Here is a 14,900-nt window from a genome sequence, read left to right on the forward strand (position 1 = left end):
TCGCCGATATTTTGGACACCAGACAACATGGTAGGTACAAGAATAAATGATGTTATGATTTGATTTATATTTTTTATTTTCCATATATTGATTATACAGAGAGTTCCCACATAATACAACTAAGTGCACGTCTTATATCCCCATAGCTAAAGCAAGGGGCTTTACGACGCTCTTTCGGTAACAGTTACCCAGGCTACTTTTAATTTAATTTTTGGGTCACTTTCCAGAAGAACTATGGTGTCAATTAAAAATAGAGGTGTCATGATATGAAAAAAATTACACTTATTATACTTGGGCTTTTGCTGATGTATGGGTGTGCAGGAGCAAGCGAAACAGTTGCGACCCCTGCTGAAGAAGCGATGAACGCCCTCGCTATTTCAGCATCAGATTATACTCTTAGCAGCTCTTCCCAATCATTTTTCGCAATTACGATTGAAAATTCTTCAGACCAGGATTTCGTAAATGCAAATTTTTTTCTCTCCATTCACAATGAAGGGGATGAAGTTTCTCCAAATCCTTTTTATCTGCTTCCTACAGAACAAAGAATAACTGTTCCGTCAGGGGAAGCAGTTACTGTAAATTTTGAAATCCCTTTTGGTTTTCTTGATGAAAGTGCCATAAAGAAATTTGAAGGAATGGGCAGACTAATTGCTTTTGTCCAGGCAGATGGCTACATAGAAAATACAGAAAAGGACAATAATTACTATTCCTTCGGTGGAAGTGTGGAGTATAAAACTTACTAGTATTCTAATGAGCTATTATTCAAAGAAAAAAAACTATTAATAAACCCTAGTATTGAAAGGCAAAAAAGAGTGAAAAGTCTTTTTTATCACAGACCTTTCACTTTTTTGTATAGTTTACGGAGTACAAATTTTGTCTTGTCATTTTATAAGCCAATTTTTGGGATAGTATAAATAATTTAATTATGGGAGGTTTCTTTTTTGAAAAAGATTTTATTAGTTTTATGTTTATTTTTTTCTTTCAGTTTATTCAAATCCGGAGAGGTGCAGGCAAGCTCAGCAGATGACACAGTGTATTACGATTTAAAAAAAGGTGGAACTCAAGAGTTTATAACTTCGGATTCCGAAGGCCGCACTATGCACATAGTGGTAGAAGAGATCCCTGGTATTTCCCTATTTTCACTGAACAACGGAAGTTATAGAATTTCGGGAAAAAAAACTGGCTTATGGGAAGCCAGCTACTATATTAGCGTGACTAACGAAACTATCACACGAACTTATTCTCCTAGCGCTACTGCAATAACCGGATCTTTCTCGTCTACCTACCTGAGATTAGACAGCAACAAGCAAGCTACTTATTACCTGGGTTGGAAAATGGGCATATTGAATTACAATCATTATTTGCAAGCCACAATCAGGAGTGGTTCCTTAAACATTACCTATTAACTAACCCATATATTCTACTGTGGGAGGTGCTCCCCAATGAAAAATGGTGCTGAGGAGAGCATAACCTCCCCAAAGACTAACTAAAAAGCAAACTACTGAAGCAGCAACCACTCCTCGATAAAAGGTGTTGGTTGCTTTATTTTTTTTTAGGACCAGCGGAGCAATGACTAGCCCCAAGGGAGCAACAAGGCATCCAATTAGTGAAATGAGTAACAATGCAAAACCTTCGTCACGTTCACTACTAGATCGAATGTGGTCGAGTTTTTTTTGAGATTCTTTAATGTGGAGCTCATTCTCTGCTATCTTTTCTTTTAATTCTTGATTCTCATTCAAGAGATCGTCAATGGAAATTTCATAGTATTTACTCAAACGAACTAAGTTATCTAAATCGGGATAGCTGCTATTATTTTCCCATTTGGATATGGACTGGCGGCTAATACTTAGATGTTCAGCTACTGTGCTCTGGGAAAGTCCCTTGCTCTGACGTGTTTCCTTCAATTTTTCACCTAGTAACATTCCATACGCTCCTTTAAACCCTTTTCCTTCATGATAAGGTATATTGCCTCTTTTTACCAGAAATCGCTTAGGCACAAGTTAGCAACCAGCAGTTGCTGTTGGTACGTGCGCCTGAAAAGTGCGAAGATGTAAGCCGCTGGTTGCTTTTAAACTCCTCCCACTTAGCCTAAAGTAAAGGACATAAATAAAATAGGAGGTCACGAACAGCTAACTGAGATACAAAAAAATTAGAAAAGAGGTATCGTTGTGAAATTGAAAAAAAATATCGTTCTTGTGTTGTGTGGCGTATTATTATTTAGTAGTGTTTCTCCAGCTTTTATCGCTTCTGCTGCTAAATCTGATACAATTGAACTGAATCCTGCAGAAATTAATAAAGATGATTTGCTGGAGTACGCAATAGAGTTGGGAGTTTATCTCACTGATGATGAAGTTATAATTACTGATAGCCAACTTGTAAAACTACTAGCATTTCAAGGTGTCGAAATTCCTGAAGAAGGGTCACAAGGCGGAATATCTTTATTTAGAGAAGGCGTAACCAAAATCGTCTCTAGAGGGAGTGGTTCCTGGGATATCTATTTAAGTGCCTCTTTCATAAGAAATTACTATTGGTCAATTGGTGCAGCAGCAACCCTTATCGGGGTCATGGTTCCTGGCATCGGATGGGGACTTGCTTACGCTGCAGTAGCACTTGTTGCTGATTTAGTCAGTTCAAACACTCAAAACGGATATGTCGTTTCCATTAGAAACTATGGAATTTCAAGTGCGTACATGCAATAAGAGGAGGCAGGCTTATGATCAACTTTTCAAAATATATAAAAGGGAAGAATGTAGCTCTACTGATCTTTACAACTCTTTATTTTTTTCTAAGTCGGTTTATGCTTGAAATAAATAGAATTTTTCCTGATCCATCAATAGGTGTTTATGTATCCTATACATTTTTTTCTTTAACATTCATTTTGATTGCAAGATTAATCAATATTGAAAAGCAACTAAAATTATTCATACTTATCTTAGGTGTTCTTTTTGGAATACTCCTGGGTTTCGCTTTTCTATAACAAAAAGGTGCTGGCGCTGCTGGCAATCGCATTTCAAATTTGCTTAATCCTCTATGTGGGCTTAGCAATATTCTTTTTCTCGTTCACGACGATGGAGTCGAGCGGCAGCCAAGAAATACTGTTAAAACATTGATTTCCCAACGTGTAAAGCAACGCTTGCTTTACTCAGCGTACACTTTCTGTGATAAAAGAGTATATAAGGCTACATTGCTTATTTACTAATAGGAGGACAATACAATGAGAATTGCAATTTTTATCATTACCACAGTAAAAAGTATTGTGATTGGTTTGTTGCCGATCCTAATGATTCAAACAATGGGCGAGGAGAACTATTCTGAGAGTTTCTATCTGTCCATTTACATCATGAAGTGTATTTTTTCTTTGATCGCAGTTTGGGGAATAAGCGGAGGCCTTGTGACATTGTTGCATTCATTCGATAGCGATAAGTAAATCAGCAATCAACTCAATTGCCACTTGGTATTTTTGAAATGTAACGCCTTATTTATATTTTTTTGAGAGGATGTCAGATTATGCAATTCCCCCGGAAACAAACGAGTCGTGGTCTCATAGACTATCTCAAAAAGAATAAGTACCTTCTTTTCGTATTCATTTACTGCATTGTAGCTGCTTTACTTTCTTCCCGACTCATTTTTGAGTACGGCGAAAGTAAGTTTTATACAGCCTTCTTCTTGGGTGGTTTCCTGCTGATCGTTTTCCTTAAAGTCGTTTCTATAGCAACCTCATCTGAAAAAGAAAAGTAAAGTAAGGATAACTATGACAGGCATTCTCAATAGCAAAATAAAGAATATTTCTAACGCTCAGAGACGATGGTTTGCAAAAATACGAAGTCTGATTTTAGACAGAAAGGTGATCCATTCATGCAAATTAAATTCGTAAATTTCTCAAAGCTGATGTTTATTCTCTTCATGACGTTAGGCTTCGTGCAGTATTTTCTTTCATCTCAATCATATCCTTCTTATACATCCAGAGGTGGATACATTTGGATTGCTACAATAATTTTATTCTTTGTGATACGGACATTCAAAAACAACTCAGGAAATTATTTACAAAAAATGCTCGATTATGCAGTAATCCTGCTTCTTGCGCTTTATTTAATTATCGGAATATTTTAGACGATTTCCTCATAATGCTTACAAGACTGACGGAGGGTACAAATGAAAAATACAAATTTCTCATTAAAGGTTTTCTTTATCATTCTTTTTCTTAGTTCTATCATCCTCAGTTTTTTTTCAGATGATTTTTCCTTCCTGCCCAAAGAATTTAACTTTGATAGTATCCTGTACCTGCTCATCCCCGCTCTCGTTCTAAATAGTAATCTTGATGATCACAGGCTGGACTCCAGCAAGACACTTTCAGCAAAGATAATTGATACTGTTTTTATGTCGCTGTTCAGTCTTGCTTATGTTTCGTATGTGTTGAACTTGTTTATGCTTTATGTTCAAACGCTCTGATTCAGTGGATAAAGGAGAGACCATGAAAAAAATTTACTTGTTTATATATACGGCAGTATTCCTTGTCTTCCTTCTGTATTTCGTTATAATACCTCGCCAACCATTGCCTTTCTCAAACAGGGTCCATCTATTTCTGATATTCAGTAGCGCGGCTATAGTATTGGGGGCCTTCAAACAACATAATCGAATCAGTGTGGTTTGTGGTGCAAGTGTTTTTGCGCTTATATGCGTGAGTTGGATTGTGCAGAATATTAATTAGATACTTAACGCGAACAAAAGGGTCTTCCATTTATATTTGGAAGACCCTTTTTGTCATTTTTCCCAAATATCTTTCTCTGTTCGCTTTACAAAAGCAAACACACGTTCGTATAATAGGGACATAGAGATTGGAGACGATTTTTATGTATGAAACGGAATTGGTTTTTGATTACGCGAAGGAGCCCAGTCGCGACATCCTCTGCATCGACTGCAAATCCTTCTATGCGAGCGTGGAATGCGTGCGGCGCGGGTTGCATCCGCTCGAAACAAAATTGGTTGTCATGAGCTATCCCTCAGCTGATCCGAAAGAGCGCGGCAGCGGATTGATCTTGGCTTCCTCCCCAGCCGCCAAAAAGGCTTACGGAATCTCGAACATCAGCCGGGCCAGAGACTTGCCCTTCCCTTATCCGCCGGGACTGGTGATTGCAGCGCCGCAGATGCGGTTGTATATGCAGAAAAATACCGAAATCAACAACATCTACAAGAAGTATGCGGATGAAGCCAACCACCATGTCTATTCGGTTGACGAAAGTTTCGTCGACATCACCGGCGCCCAGAAACTTTTCGGCAAAAGCTCGGCTTACGAAATGGCCAAACTCATCCAGGCCGACGTATTGCAGACGACCGGCATCTACACAACGATCGGCATCGGCGATAACCCGCTCTTGGCTAAACTGGCGCTCGATAATGCCGCCAAGCATCAGCCGGACATGATCGCGGAATGGCGTTATCCGGATATTCCCGAAACCGTCTGGAAAATCCCGGACATGACCGATTTTTGGGGCATCGGCAAACGTACCAAGCTGCGGCTCAATCGGTTGGGAATCTTTTCGATCTACGACTTGGCGCACACCAATTACTATGACTTGAAGAGCCAGCTCGGCGTCATGGGCGCGCAGCTGTACGCCCACAGTTGGGGCATCGACCGCAGCTTTCTGGGCGAAAAAGTCAAAGTCAGCTCGAAATCCATCGGTAATTCCCAGGTGCTCAACAAGGATTACGTGATCCGATCGGAAATCGAAATCGTCTTGATCGAAATGGCCGACCAGGTGGCGACGCGCCTGCGGAAATCCGGAGCCAAGACCCAGTTGGTGAGTCTGAGCATCGGCTACAGCATCAACTACATCGATCAGCTGGGCCGGACCGGCTTCCATCAGCAGCTAAAAATCCCGCCCACCAACGCGTCCAGTGAACTCGTGGCCCATATCCTGATGATTTTTGACCAGCATTACAAAGGCCAGTCGATCCGGAACGTCGGCGTAGGTGCCGGAAATCTGATCTACACGGATTTTCTGCAGCTGGACCTGTTTCAGGAGCCTGACGAGCAAGTAAACGAGCAAAAGAAGGATCTGATTGTCGATTCGATCCGCAAAAAATACGGATTCCGCTCACTCGTGCGGGCGGTCAGCCTGTTGGAAGGCGGCCGCGCAATCGCGCGCAGCTCGTTGGTGGGCGGACACGCGGGCGGCATGGCCGGATTGGAGGAAGGTGAGGAAAATGCTGAACGAACCAAGAAAACGGACGGATAAGGTATTTGAGGACTACAACGACTACCATGACCGCGGCATGATCAAATGGGTAACGGCCTACGCGATGGATGAACTGGTGAAGTCCATCTCTGCAGGAAAAGCGGAAGCCATGAAGGACATCCCGATCCTCCCGCAGATGAGCCCTGCCGAAATCGATGACACCTTGGTGGAAGCCTTGAAAAAAAATCGCCGGCTATCGATCCAATTGAACCAAAAGGACAGCTTCGGACGCCAAACCGAATCCATTGAAGGCTTTTTTAAAGGTTATTGCGGCGAGGATGAGATCCTGATCGGCGAAGCATGGGTTCCGATCGAACTCATCCGCAATGTGCATATTTTGCAAGAAGAAAAATGGTCCCGAGTGGCGGTATTCAGACAAAATCAGAACTGATTATACAGAACCTTGCTCACAGGACGATTGTTGTCTTTTTTTGGCTGAAGGCTTATACTCAAGAAAAGAGAACGCTTTCTTTTCTCTTGGAAAGGGGACAGCAATCATGACGCATATCATCCAAACCAGCGTCCATTCCATCGAGGAGTGCAAACGGGCAGTGGAGGAACTGCATAAAAAGGGCTATACGAAAGAACAGATCACTTTGGTGACGAACAACGCCTATCAGGAAGCCGTTTTGGAGAATTGGGACCTCCGCGGTGCGGACGGTGCGATTATCTCGAGCCATTCGCTGCTGGAAAAGGTCAATGACCTGTTCAACCTGAAGCAATACGAATATTTCCAGGAAAAAACCGGTACTTTCCCCGACGGCATGGACTTTCTTGCCGACCACCGCGCTGCCATCGAAAATGGCAGCATCGTCATCATTACGGAAGAACCGGCTGCTTAAAGCTTTCCGGAACGGCAAGCACCTCTGCGAAACAAGAAAGGACTGAGACTGCATGGCAAAATTTGTGGCAGGTTCGTACGCAACCGTCGAAGCTGTGGAAGAAGCAATCAAAGGACTGCTCGAAAAAGGGCACAAGGAAACTGATCTCCTACTGGTCACCAACGCGACTGCCAAAAAAGCGCGGCTGGCAAAAGAAACCGGCCTTGACGTCATCGCCGAAACAGGACACGATGAAAACTTCGACTGGAAGGAACTCGCTCCGCTATATCCTACTTTTGATGAGGAGGCCCTTTATGAGCCCTCCCCTCAGCACCCTTATCCGCAGTTGTCGCCGGAACAGGAAGAAGAACAGGAACGCAAGATGCAGGGTTACTTCTCCGAATTGGAGGAAGGGAATGTTTTGATCATCGTTGACGCCGCGGAACAGCCGCATCCGATTTAGCGCAAGAACACAAAAACGCAACAAAAAAAGAAGCAGGAGACCGTCAAAACGGTTTTTCCTGCTTCTTTGCATAAGTCATATTAACTTACAGCACATGGCGATACCTACTTATAGCTGCTTCCTTCCGGATCTGACTCAATTCATAAGATCGCCATTGCCATAAGGCCTTTCGGCATTTCTTATCATACCATAGCCAAAAAGAAAAAGCTAGCCTTTGTTTTCTTCCTGCATATGTTCGCGGAGATGCTTGCGACTGTTTTCCTTGCGTTCTTTGCGCAGCGCCCGGAAAAAATCCTGCAGCATTGTCCGGCATTCTTCCTCCAGCACACCTCGTTCGACCTCGCTCTGATGGTTGAAACGTTCATCCTGGAGCAGATTCATCAGCGTACCGGCCGTTCCGCCTTTCAGATCGGAGGCGCCGTAGTAGACTTTCTTGATCCGCGACAGCAGGATCGCCCCACAGCACATCGGACAAGGCTCCAGCGTCACATAGAGTTCCGCTTCCTCGAGCCGCCAGTTCTGCTTGAAGGCATTGGCCTGCCGGATTGCCGTCATTTCCGCATGCATCGTCGCATCATTCGTCGCTTCGCGTTCATTATGACCGCGCCCGATGATTTCGCCCCTCCAGACGATCACTGCTCCGATCGGCACTTCCCCGATTGCCGCAGCTTTTTCCGCCTCCTTAATGGCTTCCCGCATGTACTCTTCCTTCAACTCATCCATGTTCAACTACCTCGTCCCTTTTTACTCCTCGATCACGCTAAGCAAAACATCACTTGCCTGTTTCTTCTTCAGCAAAGCCTCGTGCATCCCGATCATGATGATCAGCATAATTCCCAGAAAAATCGGGAACAACGTAACACTGATATAGTTAGCGATCAAACCAAACAAGGGCGGCATCATCAAAGTCCCGACATAAGCCGCTGCCATCTGCACGCCGATGATCGCTTGTGATCGGTCTGCACCAAACAGCTCAGGTGTGGAATGAATAATGCACGGATAGATGGGCGCACAGCCTAGTCCAACCAGCACAAGACCCAATAGTGCCGTCGTTTCGCCAAACGGCAACAACAAAGCCAGCACGCCCGCAAGTATCAAGCCTTGCCCTAACCGAATCATCTGCGAATCCGTGAACCGCATGGTCAAGAAGCCACTGATTGCGCGTCCAACCGTGATTCCGATGAAGAATAAGCTTGCGAATCCGGCAGCCGTTTCGGTCGATAAGCCCCTGTGCAGGACAAGGTAGCTGCTTGCCCAAAGTGCCGTCGTCTGCTCCAAAGCGGAATAGCAAAAGAACGTGATCAGGATTTCCTTCGCTCCAGGAATCCTGAAAATCTGCCGCAAAGAAAGAGCCTTCCCATGCGTTGGCTGCTCCGTGCCCTCTTTGCTTGCAGCATTGTTCTTCCAAAGCGGCAGACTGAACAGGAGAATAGCCGTCAAAGCGACTTGAATAAACGCGATATAGTTATAGCCCATATTCCAGCGGTTCCCTCCGCTCAAAGCATAGGCCAGTACGTATGGTCCAAGCGAAGCCCCGACGCCCCACATGCAGTGAAGCCAGCTCATATGCCGGCTGGAATAATGCAGCGCAACGTAATTATTCAAGGAGGCATCCACTCCGCCTGCCCCCAACCCGTACGGAACAGCCCATAAGCAAAGCAGCCAGAAGGAATGACTCGCCGAAAAACCAAATAAAGCCGTCGCTGTCAAAGTGACACTGATGGCGGTCACTTTTCCGGTTCCGAATCTGCGCGTAAGCCGGTCACTCTGCAGACTGGAAATGATGGTGCCAGCCGCGATGATCATCGAAATGCCCCCTGCATAAGAAACCGGAACACCAAATTCGCCATACATCGTCGGCCAAGCGGAACCCAGCAACGCATCCGGCAGGCCCAAACTGATAAACGCAAAATAAATAATCGCCAAAAGCAAACTGAACATATCTGTTTATTTCCCTCCCAATCCATATCATTCCATTCGCTAATCATAGCATATTTCATATTATTTTCGCAAATTAGTGATAATTAATGGTAATAATGCTAAAATGGATGAAAAGCCTTCCAATCGTAGGCTATCCCGCAAAATGAGGTGACCGTGTGAACCAAAACGAACTCCTGCAGCTGTTCCCTGAAGCCAAAATCACGGCTGTGCCCAGTCTCGGGCCGGCTTATTTCACCCTGCCGTTCCAAAACCGTTGGGTGCATATACCGGAAAATACCTTGAGCGGCCGCGAAAAAGTCCTCCTGAAACAGCTGCTCCTGAACGGGGCGACTGCGGCTCCCGAAATCCCGAAAAATCCTTGGGCCCAGTTTTTGTTGGGCCATACGGCGGATGCACCATCCGGATTGGCGCAGACCCAACTGCTCCAGTTCAACCTCTCCTATCGGGAAGAGGACGCCGGCTTTTTCAATCAGGCACTGTGGCTCGATGCCTTCAGCCAGACATTGCCGCTCGTCCGCGAGTGCTTCTTTCTGGATAACAAAAACGGCGTCTTCATCCTCGACAGCCCGGAACCCTACTGCATCGATGAGGAACTGGCGGCGGTGCTCGATATTCTGGATGATGACTTCAGCCTGCGCACCGCTCTGTATCTGGGCCAGCGCTGGCCTGTCGATTCCAGCTTACCGCATCTTTTCGAAGAAGAGCGGAAAATATTCGCGGCCAGCCGCACGCTTGCGAAAGGCAGCAAAATCGCGACCCTTGCGGCCATCGCGCTCCCTTACTTCCTCTCGGAATCCGCAAACCAAAATTTGGTGCTGCAGGCTTTGCAGACCATGATCGATTCCGTCGACGGCACGCATGAGCTGATCACGGCGATGTGGCGGAACCAAGGCAACCTCTCGAAAGCGGCAGCCGATCTTTATCTGCACCGCAATACGCTCCAGTACCGGATCGACCGCTTTTTCGATGCGACCGGCCTTGCCTTGAAGAACATGGATAACCTAGCGCTGGCTTATCTCGCCATCGCTGCAGGAACAGGCTCTCATAGCAACTAACAAATGGACGGCCCCAATTGGAGCCGTCCATTTCCGCATATGAAATATGCCTCGGTTGTCCGATTTTTCCGGGTTATCCGACATTCTGCAACCCGCACACAAAAAAACAAGGATTGTCTCATCTGATAATGAGCCAATCCTTGTTCCACATGTTTATCTATGCAATCTGTCGCCTACGCTGTCTTTGACATCGCTGGCTTTTTCCCTCAAATCTGAGAACAGATCCAATGCTGATTCTTTCCAGTCACCTGTTCTGTCCACGACACGCAGGAAGCCGTCAATCTCTTCATCAGTCAAGTCCTCGATTGCCCGCAAAAGCTTTTGACTGCCTTTCAGATGGTCCTTCACAAAATTCTTCATGCGCTGACGGTTCAAGTAGGAGCCGATTTTGTCCACTGCCTCTTCCTCGTATGCCAAGGCTGCTGCAATCGCCGCAATCGCTGCTGTAGCACCCAAACCGACCAACAATGCCTTTCTGGAATTCTTCATCAATGTTCCCTCCTCTAACTTCTGTAACTATATATTAGCACAAACGGTAGCGATAGCCGAACAATAAGACTGTCTGCCAAATGAGGACATGCCGCTCTTAAGAATTTACAGGCACTTTTTTATCTTTGTTCTCTGCCTTGGCGGATTTCACCGCGATCCGGATAGCACCTTTTTGGGCACCGATCGTGACCGTGTCGCCGAATTTGATCAAGCCGCTCAGCATTTCTTCACTCAACTTGTCTTCGATTTCTTTTTGGATCGCGCGTCTGATCGGACGTGCGCCATATTCGGGATCGAAACCGGCTTTGGCGATGACATCGATGGCTGCAGGCGTGATGCGCACATGGATATCAAGATCCTTCAAGCGTTTTACGATGCTGTTCGCCATCAATTTAACGATTTCATGCAATTCGTCCTTCTCCAATGAGTGGAAGACGATCGTTTCGTCGATACGGTTCAGGAACTCCGGACGGAAGCTGTTTTTCAGCTCTTCGCGGATGCGTTTTTCCATGGCCTTGTAATCATGTTTGATATTCTTGGCCGCAAATCCGACCGATTTCTCATCGCGCAAGGCGGTCGCTCCCAAGTTGGAGGTCATGATCATGATCGTATTGCGGAAATCGACTTTGCGTCCTTTGGAGTCGGTCAAGTGGCCGTCATCCAAAACTTGCAGCAGGATATTGAAGACGTCCGGATGGGCTTTTTCCACCTCATCGAGAAGAATGACCGAGTATGGTTTTTGTCTGATTTTCTCCGTCAACTGCCCGCCTTCATCATAACCGACATAGCCGGGAGGGGAACCGATCAGACGGCTCGTGCTGTATTTTTCCATGTATTCGGACATATCCAAACGGACCAAGGCATCCTCTGTCCCGAACATCGCTTCAGCCAATGTTTTCGCCAACTCAGTTTTTCCGACCCCGGTAGGACCCAGGAATAGGAATGAGCCGATTGGACGATTCGGATCCTTCAGGCCGGAACGTGCGCGTCTGATGGCGCGGGCCACCGCACTGACTGCTTCGGACTGGCCGATGACACGTTCATGCAGCACCTTTTCCAACTTCATCAAACGGTCGCTTTCCTTTTGCTCCATCTGGTTGACCGGAATTCCGGTCCACAAAGCCACTACTTCAGCCACATCGTTTTCGGTCACTTTCAGATCGTAGTGCGTGATCGTTTGAGCCTGCTGCTCGACCATTTTTTGGAATTTCTGCTTTTTCGTCATTTCGCGTTTGCGGATGCGGGCAGCTTTGTCAAAGTCCTGGTTCAGGATCGCTTCTTCTTTGTCTTGCGCTAGCTTCGCGATTTCCATCTCGATCTTCCCGATCGGCGTATCCCCGTGCGTGACATCCAAGCGGACTTTCGCAGCGGACTCGTCGATCAGATCGATAGCTTTATCCGGTAATCTTCTGGAAGTGATGTAGCGAACGGACAGCTGGACAGCTGCTTTCAGCGCCTCATCGGTGATTTCCACACCATGGTGCTCCTCATAACGGGAACGCAAGCCGCGCATGATTTCAACCGATTCCTCAGGTGTTGGCTCATCGATATGGATAGGCGCGAAACGTCTTTCCAACGCCGCATCTTTCTCGATATATTTTTGATACTCATCAAGGGTCGTGGCACCGATCGTCTGCAACTCGCCCCTTGCCAATGCCGGTTTCAGGATATTGGAGGCATCGATTGCGCCTTCCGCTCCGCCTGCACCAATCAAGGTATGCAATTCATCGATGAAGAGAATGACATTGCCGTCATTGTAGATTTCGTCGATGATTTTCTTCATTCTTTCCTCGAATTCACCACGGTATTTTGTACCGGCCACCAACGAACCCATATCCAACATCATGATACGTTTGTTCGCCAAGGTATCCGGAACATCTCCGGCTACGATTTTCTGTGCCAAGCCTTCCACGATGGCGGTCTTACCGACACCGGGTTCCCCTACCAAAACAGGATTGTTCTTCGTTCTGCGGGAAACGATCTGCATGATGCGTCGGACTTCCTTATCACGTCCGACGATCGGATCCATCCGGTTTTCCCGTGCCAAATCGGTCAGATTGCGGGCCAAGGAATCCAAGGTCGGCGTTCCTTCTTCCACTTTCTCCGTCTTTTTGGCTGAACGCATATCCGGTTTTGTAGGCTGTTTGATGCCTAGTTTTTCATAGAGAGACTTGCGCAGCAGATTCGGATCGATCTGCAGATTTTTGATGATTTTGACTGCCAGAATTTCTTCTTTCAACAAGCCCAACAAAAGGTGTTCGGTTCCGACCAAGGGAACCCCCAATTTGTGCGCTTCGTTTGTCGCATACATAATGACTTTTTTTGCCCGAGGAGAAAATGGCAACGGCGCATTGAAGTCCTCCGTATTCATTTGACCGAAACCGGTCAGATGAACAATCTCTTCGCGGACTCCTTCCTCATCAATGTCATATCCACGCAACACTTTTCCGGCAATGCCTTCTTGTTCTCTGACCAGTCCGAGAAGCATGTGCTCCGTTCCGATGGATTGATGCTTGAATTTGTGCGCTTCTTCTGTTGCCAACAACAACACTTGGCTGGCTTTTTCTGTAAATAATTCATCCATTTTTAACGCCTCCTCTACGGGCTATCTATTCAAAACGCAAGCTGTTCAAGAAATTCTTCAACAGCAAGGCTCGTATTCTTTCTTCGTGTTCGCCTGTGTATGGGGCAAGTGACTTATCCAACACCGACAACATCAGGTTTCCTTCGCGTTTTGTGATGATACCGCGATTGTACAGATTTTGAGTTACCGCAAACGCATCTTTCTGAGTGATGCTTTCGCCGACTATCGCGATCAGCTTATCCAACAATTCAGCTTGATCCAGGATTTTGACCTTCATGATGCGTATATAGCCGCCCCCGCCGCGTTTACTTTCGACCGAGTAGCCTTGCTGCTCCGTAAAACGGGTATTGATGACATAGTTGATCTGTGAAGGTACACAATGGAAACGATCTGCCATTTCATTCCTTCTGATCTCAATTTGCTCTTCTGCATTCAGAATCTTTTTGATATATGCTTCGATGATATCTGACATGTTCTGACCATGCATGGAATGGACGCCTCCCTTCCCCTGACTAATTTTGACTATTATATGTTTATATTATGCTATTCCTACATAACTGTCAAATAGAACGGGCTGTACGAGGGCGTTTGCAGTAAACTGGGCAATAAAGCTGATGACCCAGTTTACTGCTTTCCGCTACCGCTGCAGCAACCTATTCCCCAACATTTCCAGCAGGATGATTGAGAATGTTCCTCATTATATAATGAAAGGAAAAAAACGGCAATAAATCCATGAGAAAAACTTACCCGGCTCATTCAGCAGGCCAATATCAACAAAAAATAGACGCAGAAACCATCGGAATGATTTCTGCGTCTATTCTTGTTTATCGGGAAGACAGGATTCGAACCTGCGACCCCTTGGTCCCAAACCAAGTGCTCTACCAAGCTGAGCTACTTCCCGGTAATAATCATGTAAAAATGCACCCAACAGGAGTCGAACCTGTAACCGCTTGATTCGTAGTCAAGTACTCTATCCAATTGAGCTATGGGTGCGTAAATTAAAATAAAAAAAAAGCGGAAGACGGGGTTCGAACCCGCGACCCCCACCTTGGCAAGGTGATGTTCTACCACTGAACTACTTCCGCGTTTTTTGGATGCCGGCTAAAGGACTTGAACCCTCGACCCTCTGATTACAAATCAGATGCTCTACCAACTGAGCTAAGCCGGCGTCTCAATATATTCAATTGTTCCATCATTATCGCAAGAATGATGAATGAGTTATGCAGGGCTCGAACCTGCGACCCTCTGATTAAAAGTCAGATGCTCTACCAACTGAGCTAATAACTCATGGATGGAGGTTGACGGGATCGA

General features: G+C 45.8%; 16 protein-coding genes, 5 tRNA genes, 1 other RNA gene and 1 pseudogene. 10 read left to right on the forward strand and 13 right to left on the reverse strand.

All coding sequences use genetic code 11. From position 1 onward, the window contains the following. Positions 1–84, reverse strand: a pseudogene (locus tag ACTCCX_RS11475) (IS200/IS605-like element ISCbt2 family transposase); the annotation flags it as partial. A gap of 182 nt (positions 85–266) precedes the next feature. On the opposite strand from ACTCCX_RS11475, the gene ACTCCX_RS11480 reads away from it, so the two are divergent. Further along, on the forward strand, positions 267–743 hold the full coding sequence (locus ACTCCX_RS11480) for a hypothetical protein (RefSeq protein WP_463276122.1): 477 nt from the start codon (positions 267–269) through the stop codon (positions 741–743). Positions 744–941: 198 nt separating this feature from the next. After that, complete coding sequence (locus ACTCCX_RS11485; protein WP_463276123.1) at positions 942–1,406, forward strand: DUF5626 family protein; 465 nt, start codon at positions 942–944, stop codon at positions 1,404–1,406. On the opposite strand, the gene ACTCCX_RS11490 is transcribed toward ACTCCX_RS11485, so the two are convergent. Further along, the gene (locus tag ACTCCX_RS11490) at positions 1,407–1,922 is read right to left on the reverse strand and encodes a helix-turn-helix domain-containing protein (RefSeq protein ID WP_463276124.1); all 516 of its coding nucleotides are present in this window, start codon (positions 1,920–1,922) and stop codon (positions 1,407–1,409) included. 246 nt (positions 1,923–2,168) lie between these two features. On the opposite strand from ACTCCX_RS11490, the gene ACTCCX_RS11495 reads away from it, so the two are divergent. The 7 genes from ACTCCX_RS11495 to ACTCCX_RS11525 all read left to right on the forward strand — a co-directional run bounded on the left by ACTCCX_RS11495 (position 2,169) and on the right by ACTCCX_RS11525 (position 7,520). Further along, complete coding sequence (locus ACTCCX_RS11495; RefSeq protein ID WP_463276125.1) at positions 2,169–2,699, forward strand: hypothetical protein; 531 nt, start codon at positions 2,169–2,171, stop codon at positions 2,697–2,699. Between the two features lie 515 nt (positions 2,700–3,214). Next, on the forward strand, positions 3,215–3,427 hold the full coding sequence (locus ACTCCX_RS11500) for a hypothetical protein (RefSeq protein ID WP_463276126.1): 213 nt from the start codon (positions 3,215–3,217) through the stop codon (positions 3,425–3,427). 725 nt (positions 3,428–4,152) lie between these two features. Continuing rightward, positions 4,153–4,449 (forward strand): hypothetical protein, encoded by a 297-nt coding sequence (locus ACTCCX_RS11505; protein WP_463276127.1) that lies wholly within the window; start codon positions 4,153–4,155, stop codon positions 4,447–4,449. A 401-nt stretch (positions 4,450–4,850) separates the two neighbouring features. Further along, positions 4,851–6,236, forward strand: a complete 1,386-nt coding sequence (locus ACTCCX_RS11510) for a Y-family DNA polymerase (protein ID WP_463276128.1) — start codon at positions 4,851–4,853, stop codon at positions 6,234–6,236. Continuing rightward, a complete protein-coding gene (locus ACTCCX_RS11515; protein WP_463276129.1) occupies positions 6,205–6,627 on the forward strand; it encodes a hypothetical protein in 423 nt (140 codons plus the stop codon). Before ACTCCX_RS11510 ends, ACTCCX_RS11515 begins: the two co-directional genes overlap by 32 nt. Positions 6,628–6,733: 106 nt before the next feature. After that, the gene (locus tag ACTCCX_RS11520; RefSeq protein ID WP_463276130.1) at positions 6,734–7,078 is read left to right on the forward strand and encodes a hypothetical protein; all 345 of its coding nucleotides are present in this window, start codon (positions 6,734–6,736) and stop codon (positions 7,076–7,078) included. A 52-nt stretch (positions 7,079–7,130) separates the two neighbouring features. Continuing rightward, positions 7,131–7,520, forward strand: a complete 390-nt coding sequence (locus ACTCCX_RS11525; protein WP_463276131.1) for a hypothetical protein — start codon at positions 7,131–7,133, stop codon at positions 7,518–7,520. A gap of 79 nt (positions 7,521–7,599) precedes the next feature. Here ACTCCX_RS11525 and ffs read toward each other — a convergent pair. The 3 genes from ffs to ACTCCX_RS11540 form a co-directional block, all read right to left on the reverse strand. Next, an RNA gene (ffs, locus tag ACTCCX_RS11530) (signal recognition particle sRNA small type) lies at positions 7,600–7,686 on the reverse strand. 41 nt (positions 7,687–7,727) lie between these two features. Beyond that, complete coding sequence (gene tadA, locus ACTCCX_RS11535) at positions 7,728–8,243, reverse strand: tRNA adenosine(34) deaminase TadA (RefSeq protein ID WP_463276132.1); 516 nt, start codon at positions 8,241–8,243, stop codon at positions 7,728–7,730. Positions 8,244–8,264: 21 nt separating this feature from the next. Continuing rightward, entirely contained in the window at positions 8,265–9,461 is a 1,197-nt protein-coding gene (locus ACTCCX_RS11540; RefSeq protein ID WP_463276133.1) for an MFS transporter, read from the reverse strand. A 155-nt stretch (positions 9,462–9,616) separates the two neighbouring features. Between ACTCCX_RS11540 and ACTCCX_RS11545 the strand changes: the two genes are divergently transcribed. Next, a complete protein-coding gene (locus tag ACTCCX_RS11545) occupies positions 9,617–10,516 on the forward strand; it encodes a helix-turn-helix domain-containing protein (RefSeq protein ID WP_463276134.1) in 900 nt (299 codons plus the stop codon). A 153-nt stretch (positions 10,517–10,669) separates the two neighbouring features. Here ACTCCX_RS11545 and ACTCCX_RS11550 read toward each other — a convergent pair whose 3' ends face one another. From ACTCCX_RS11550 to ACTCCX_RS11585, 8 genes are all read right to left on the reverse strand, one after another. After that, a complete protein-coding gene (locus tag ACTCCX_RS11550; RefSeq protein WP_463276135.1) occupies positions 10,670–11,005 on the reverse strand; it encodes a hypothetical protein in 336 nt (111 codons plus the stop codon). A 97-nt stretch (positions 11,006–11,102) separates the two neighbouring features. Next, positions 11,103–13,589, reverse strand: a complete 2,487-nt coding sequence (locus ACTCCX_RS11555; protein ID WP_463276136.1) for an ATP-dependent Clp protease ATP-binding subunit — start codon at positions 13,587–13,589, stop codon at positions 11,103–11,105. 25 nt (positions 13,590–13,614) lie between these two features. Next, positions 13,615–14,076 (reverse strand): CtsR family transcriptional regulator, encoded by a 462-nt coding sequence (locus ACTCCX_RS11560; RefSeq protein ID WP_463276137.1) that lies wholly within the window; start codon positions 14,074–14,076, stop codon positions 13,615–13,617. A 340-nt stretch (positions 14,077–14,416) separates the two neighbouring features. Beyond that, positions 14,417–14,490 (reverse strand) — tRNA-Pro (locus ACTCCX_RS11565). A gap of 18 nt (positions 14,491–14,508) precedes the next feature. Next, positions 14,509–14,582, reverse strand: a tRNA-Arg gene (locus tag ACTCCX_RS11570). Between the two features lie 20 nt (positions 14,583–14,602). Further along, positions 14,603–14,674, reverse strand: a tRNA-Gly gene (locus tag ACTCCX_RS11575). 10 nt (positions 14,675–14,684) lie between these two features. Next, positions 14,685–14,757, reverse strand: a tRNA-Thr gene (locus ACTCCX_RS11580). Between the two features lie 46 nt (positions 14,758–14,803). After that, positions 14,804–14,876: transfer RNA gene (locus ACTCCX_RS11585), tRNA-Lys, on the reverse strand. Positions 14,877–14,900: the final 24 nt, after the last annotated feature.

Source organism: Trichococcus sp., from assembly GCF_055118575.1.

What these genes read in the sequence shown, in the direction of transcription:
- ACTCCX_RS11480 (WP_463276122.1), top strand. Translation starts at nt 267, where the DNA reads ATGAAAAAAATTACACTTATTATACTTGGGCTTTTGCTGATGTATGGG.
- ACTCCX_RS11490 (WP_463276124.1), bottom strand. Translation starts at nt 1,922, where the DNA reads ATGTTACTAGGTGAAAAATTGAAGGAAACACGTCAGAGCAAGGGACTT.
- ACTCCX_RS11500 (WP_463276126.1), top strand. Translation starts at nt 3,215, where the DNA reads ATGAGAATTGCAATTTTTATCATTACCACAGTAAAAAGTATTGTGATT.
- ACTCCX_RS11505 (WP_463276127.1), top strand. Translation starts at nt 4,153, where the DNA reads ATGAAAAATACAAATTTCTCATTAAAGGTTTTCTTTATCATTCTTTTT.
- ACTCCX_RS11510 (WP_463276128.1), top strand. Translation starts at nt 4,851, where the DNA reads ATGTATGAAACGGAATTGGTTTTTGATTACGCGAAGGAGCCCAGTCGC.
- ACTCCX_RS11515 (WP_463276129.1), top strand. Translation starts at nt 6,205, where the DNA reads ATGCTGAACGAACCAAGAAAACGGACGGATAAGGTATTTGAGGACTAC.
- ACTCCX_RS11520 (WP_463276130.1), top strand. Translation starts at nt 6,734, where the DNA reads ATGACGCATATCATCCAAACCAGCGTCCATTCCATCGAGGAGTGCAAA.
- ACTCCX_RS11525 (WP_463276131.1), top strand. Translation starts at nt 7,131, where the DNA reads ATGGCAAAATTTGTGGCAGGTTCGTACGCAACCGTCGAAGCTGTGGAA.
- tadA (WP_463276132.1), bottom strand. Translation starts at nt 8,243, where the DNA reads ATGGATGAGTTGAAGGAAGAGTACATGCGGGAAGCCATTAAGGAGGCG.
- ACTCCX_RS11540 (WP_463276133.1), bottom strand. Translation starts at nt 9,461, where the DNA reads ATGTTCAGTTTGCTTTTGGCGATTATTTATTTTGCGTTTATCAGTTTG.
- ACTCCX_RS11550 (WP_463276135.1), bottom strand. Translation starts at nt 11,005, where the DNA reads ATGAAGAATTCCAGAAAGGCATTGTTGGTCGGTTTGGGTGCTACAGCA.
- ACTCCX_RS11555 (WP_463276136.1), bottom strand. Translation starts at nt 13,589, where the DNA reads ATGGATGAATTATTTACAGAAAAAGCCAGCCAAGTGTTGTTGTTGGCA.
- ACTCCX_RS11560 (WP_463276137.1), bottom strand. Translation starts at nt 14,076, where the DNA reads ATGCATGGTCAGAACATGTCAGATATCATCGAAGCATATATCAAAAAG.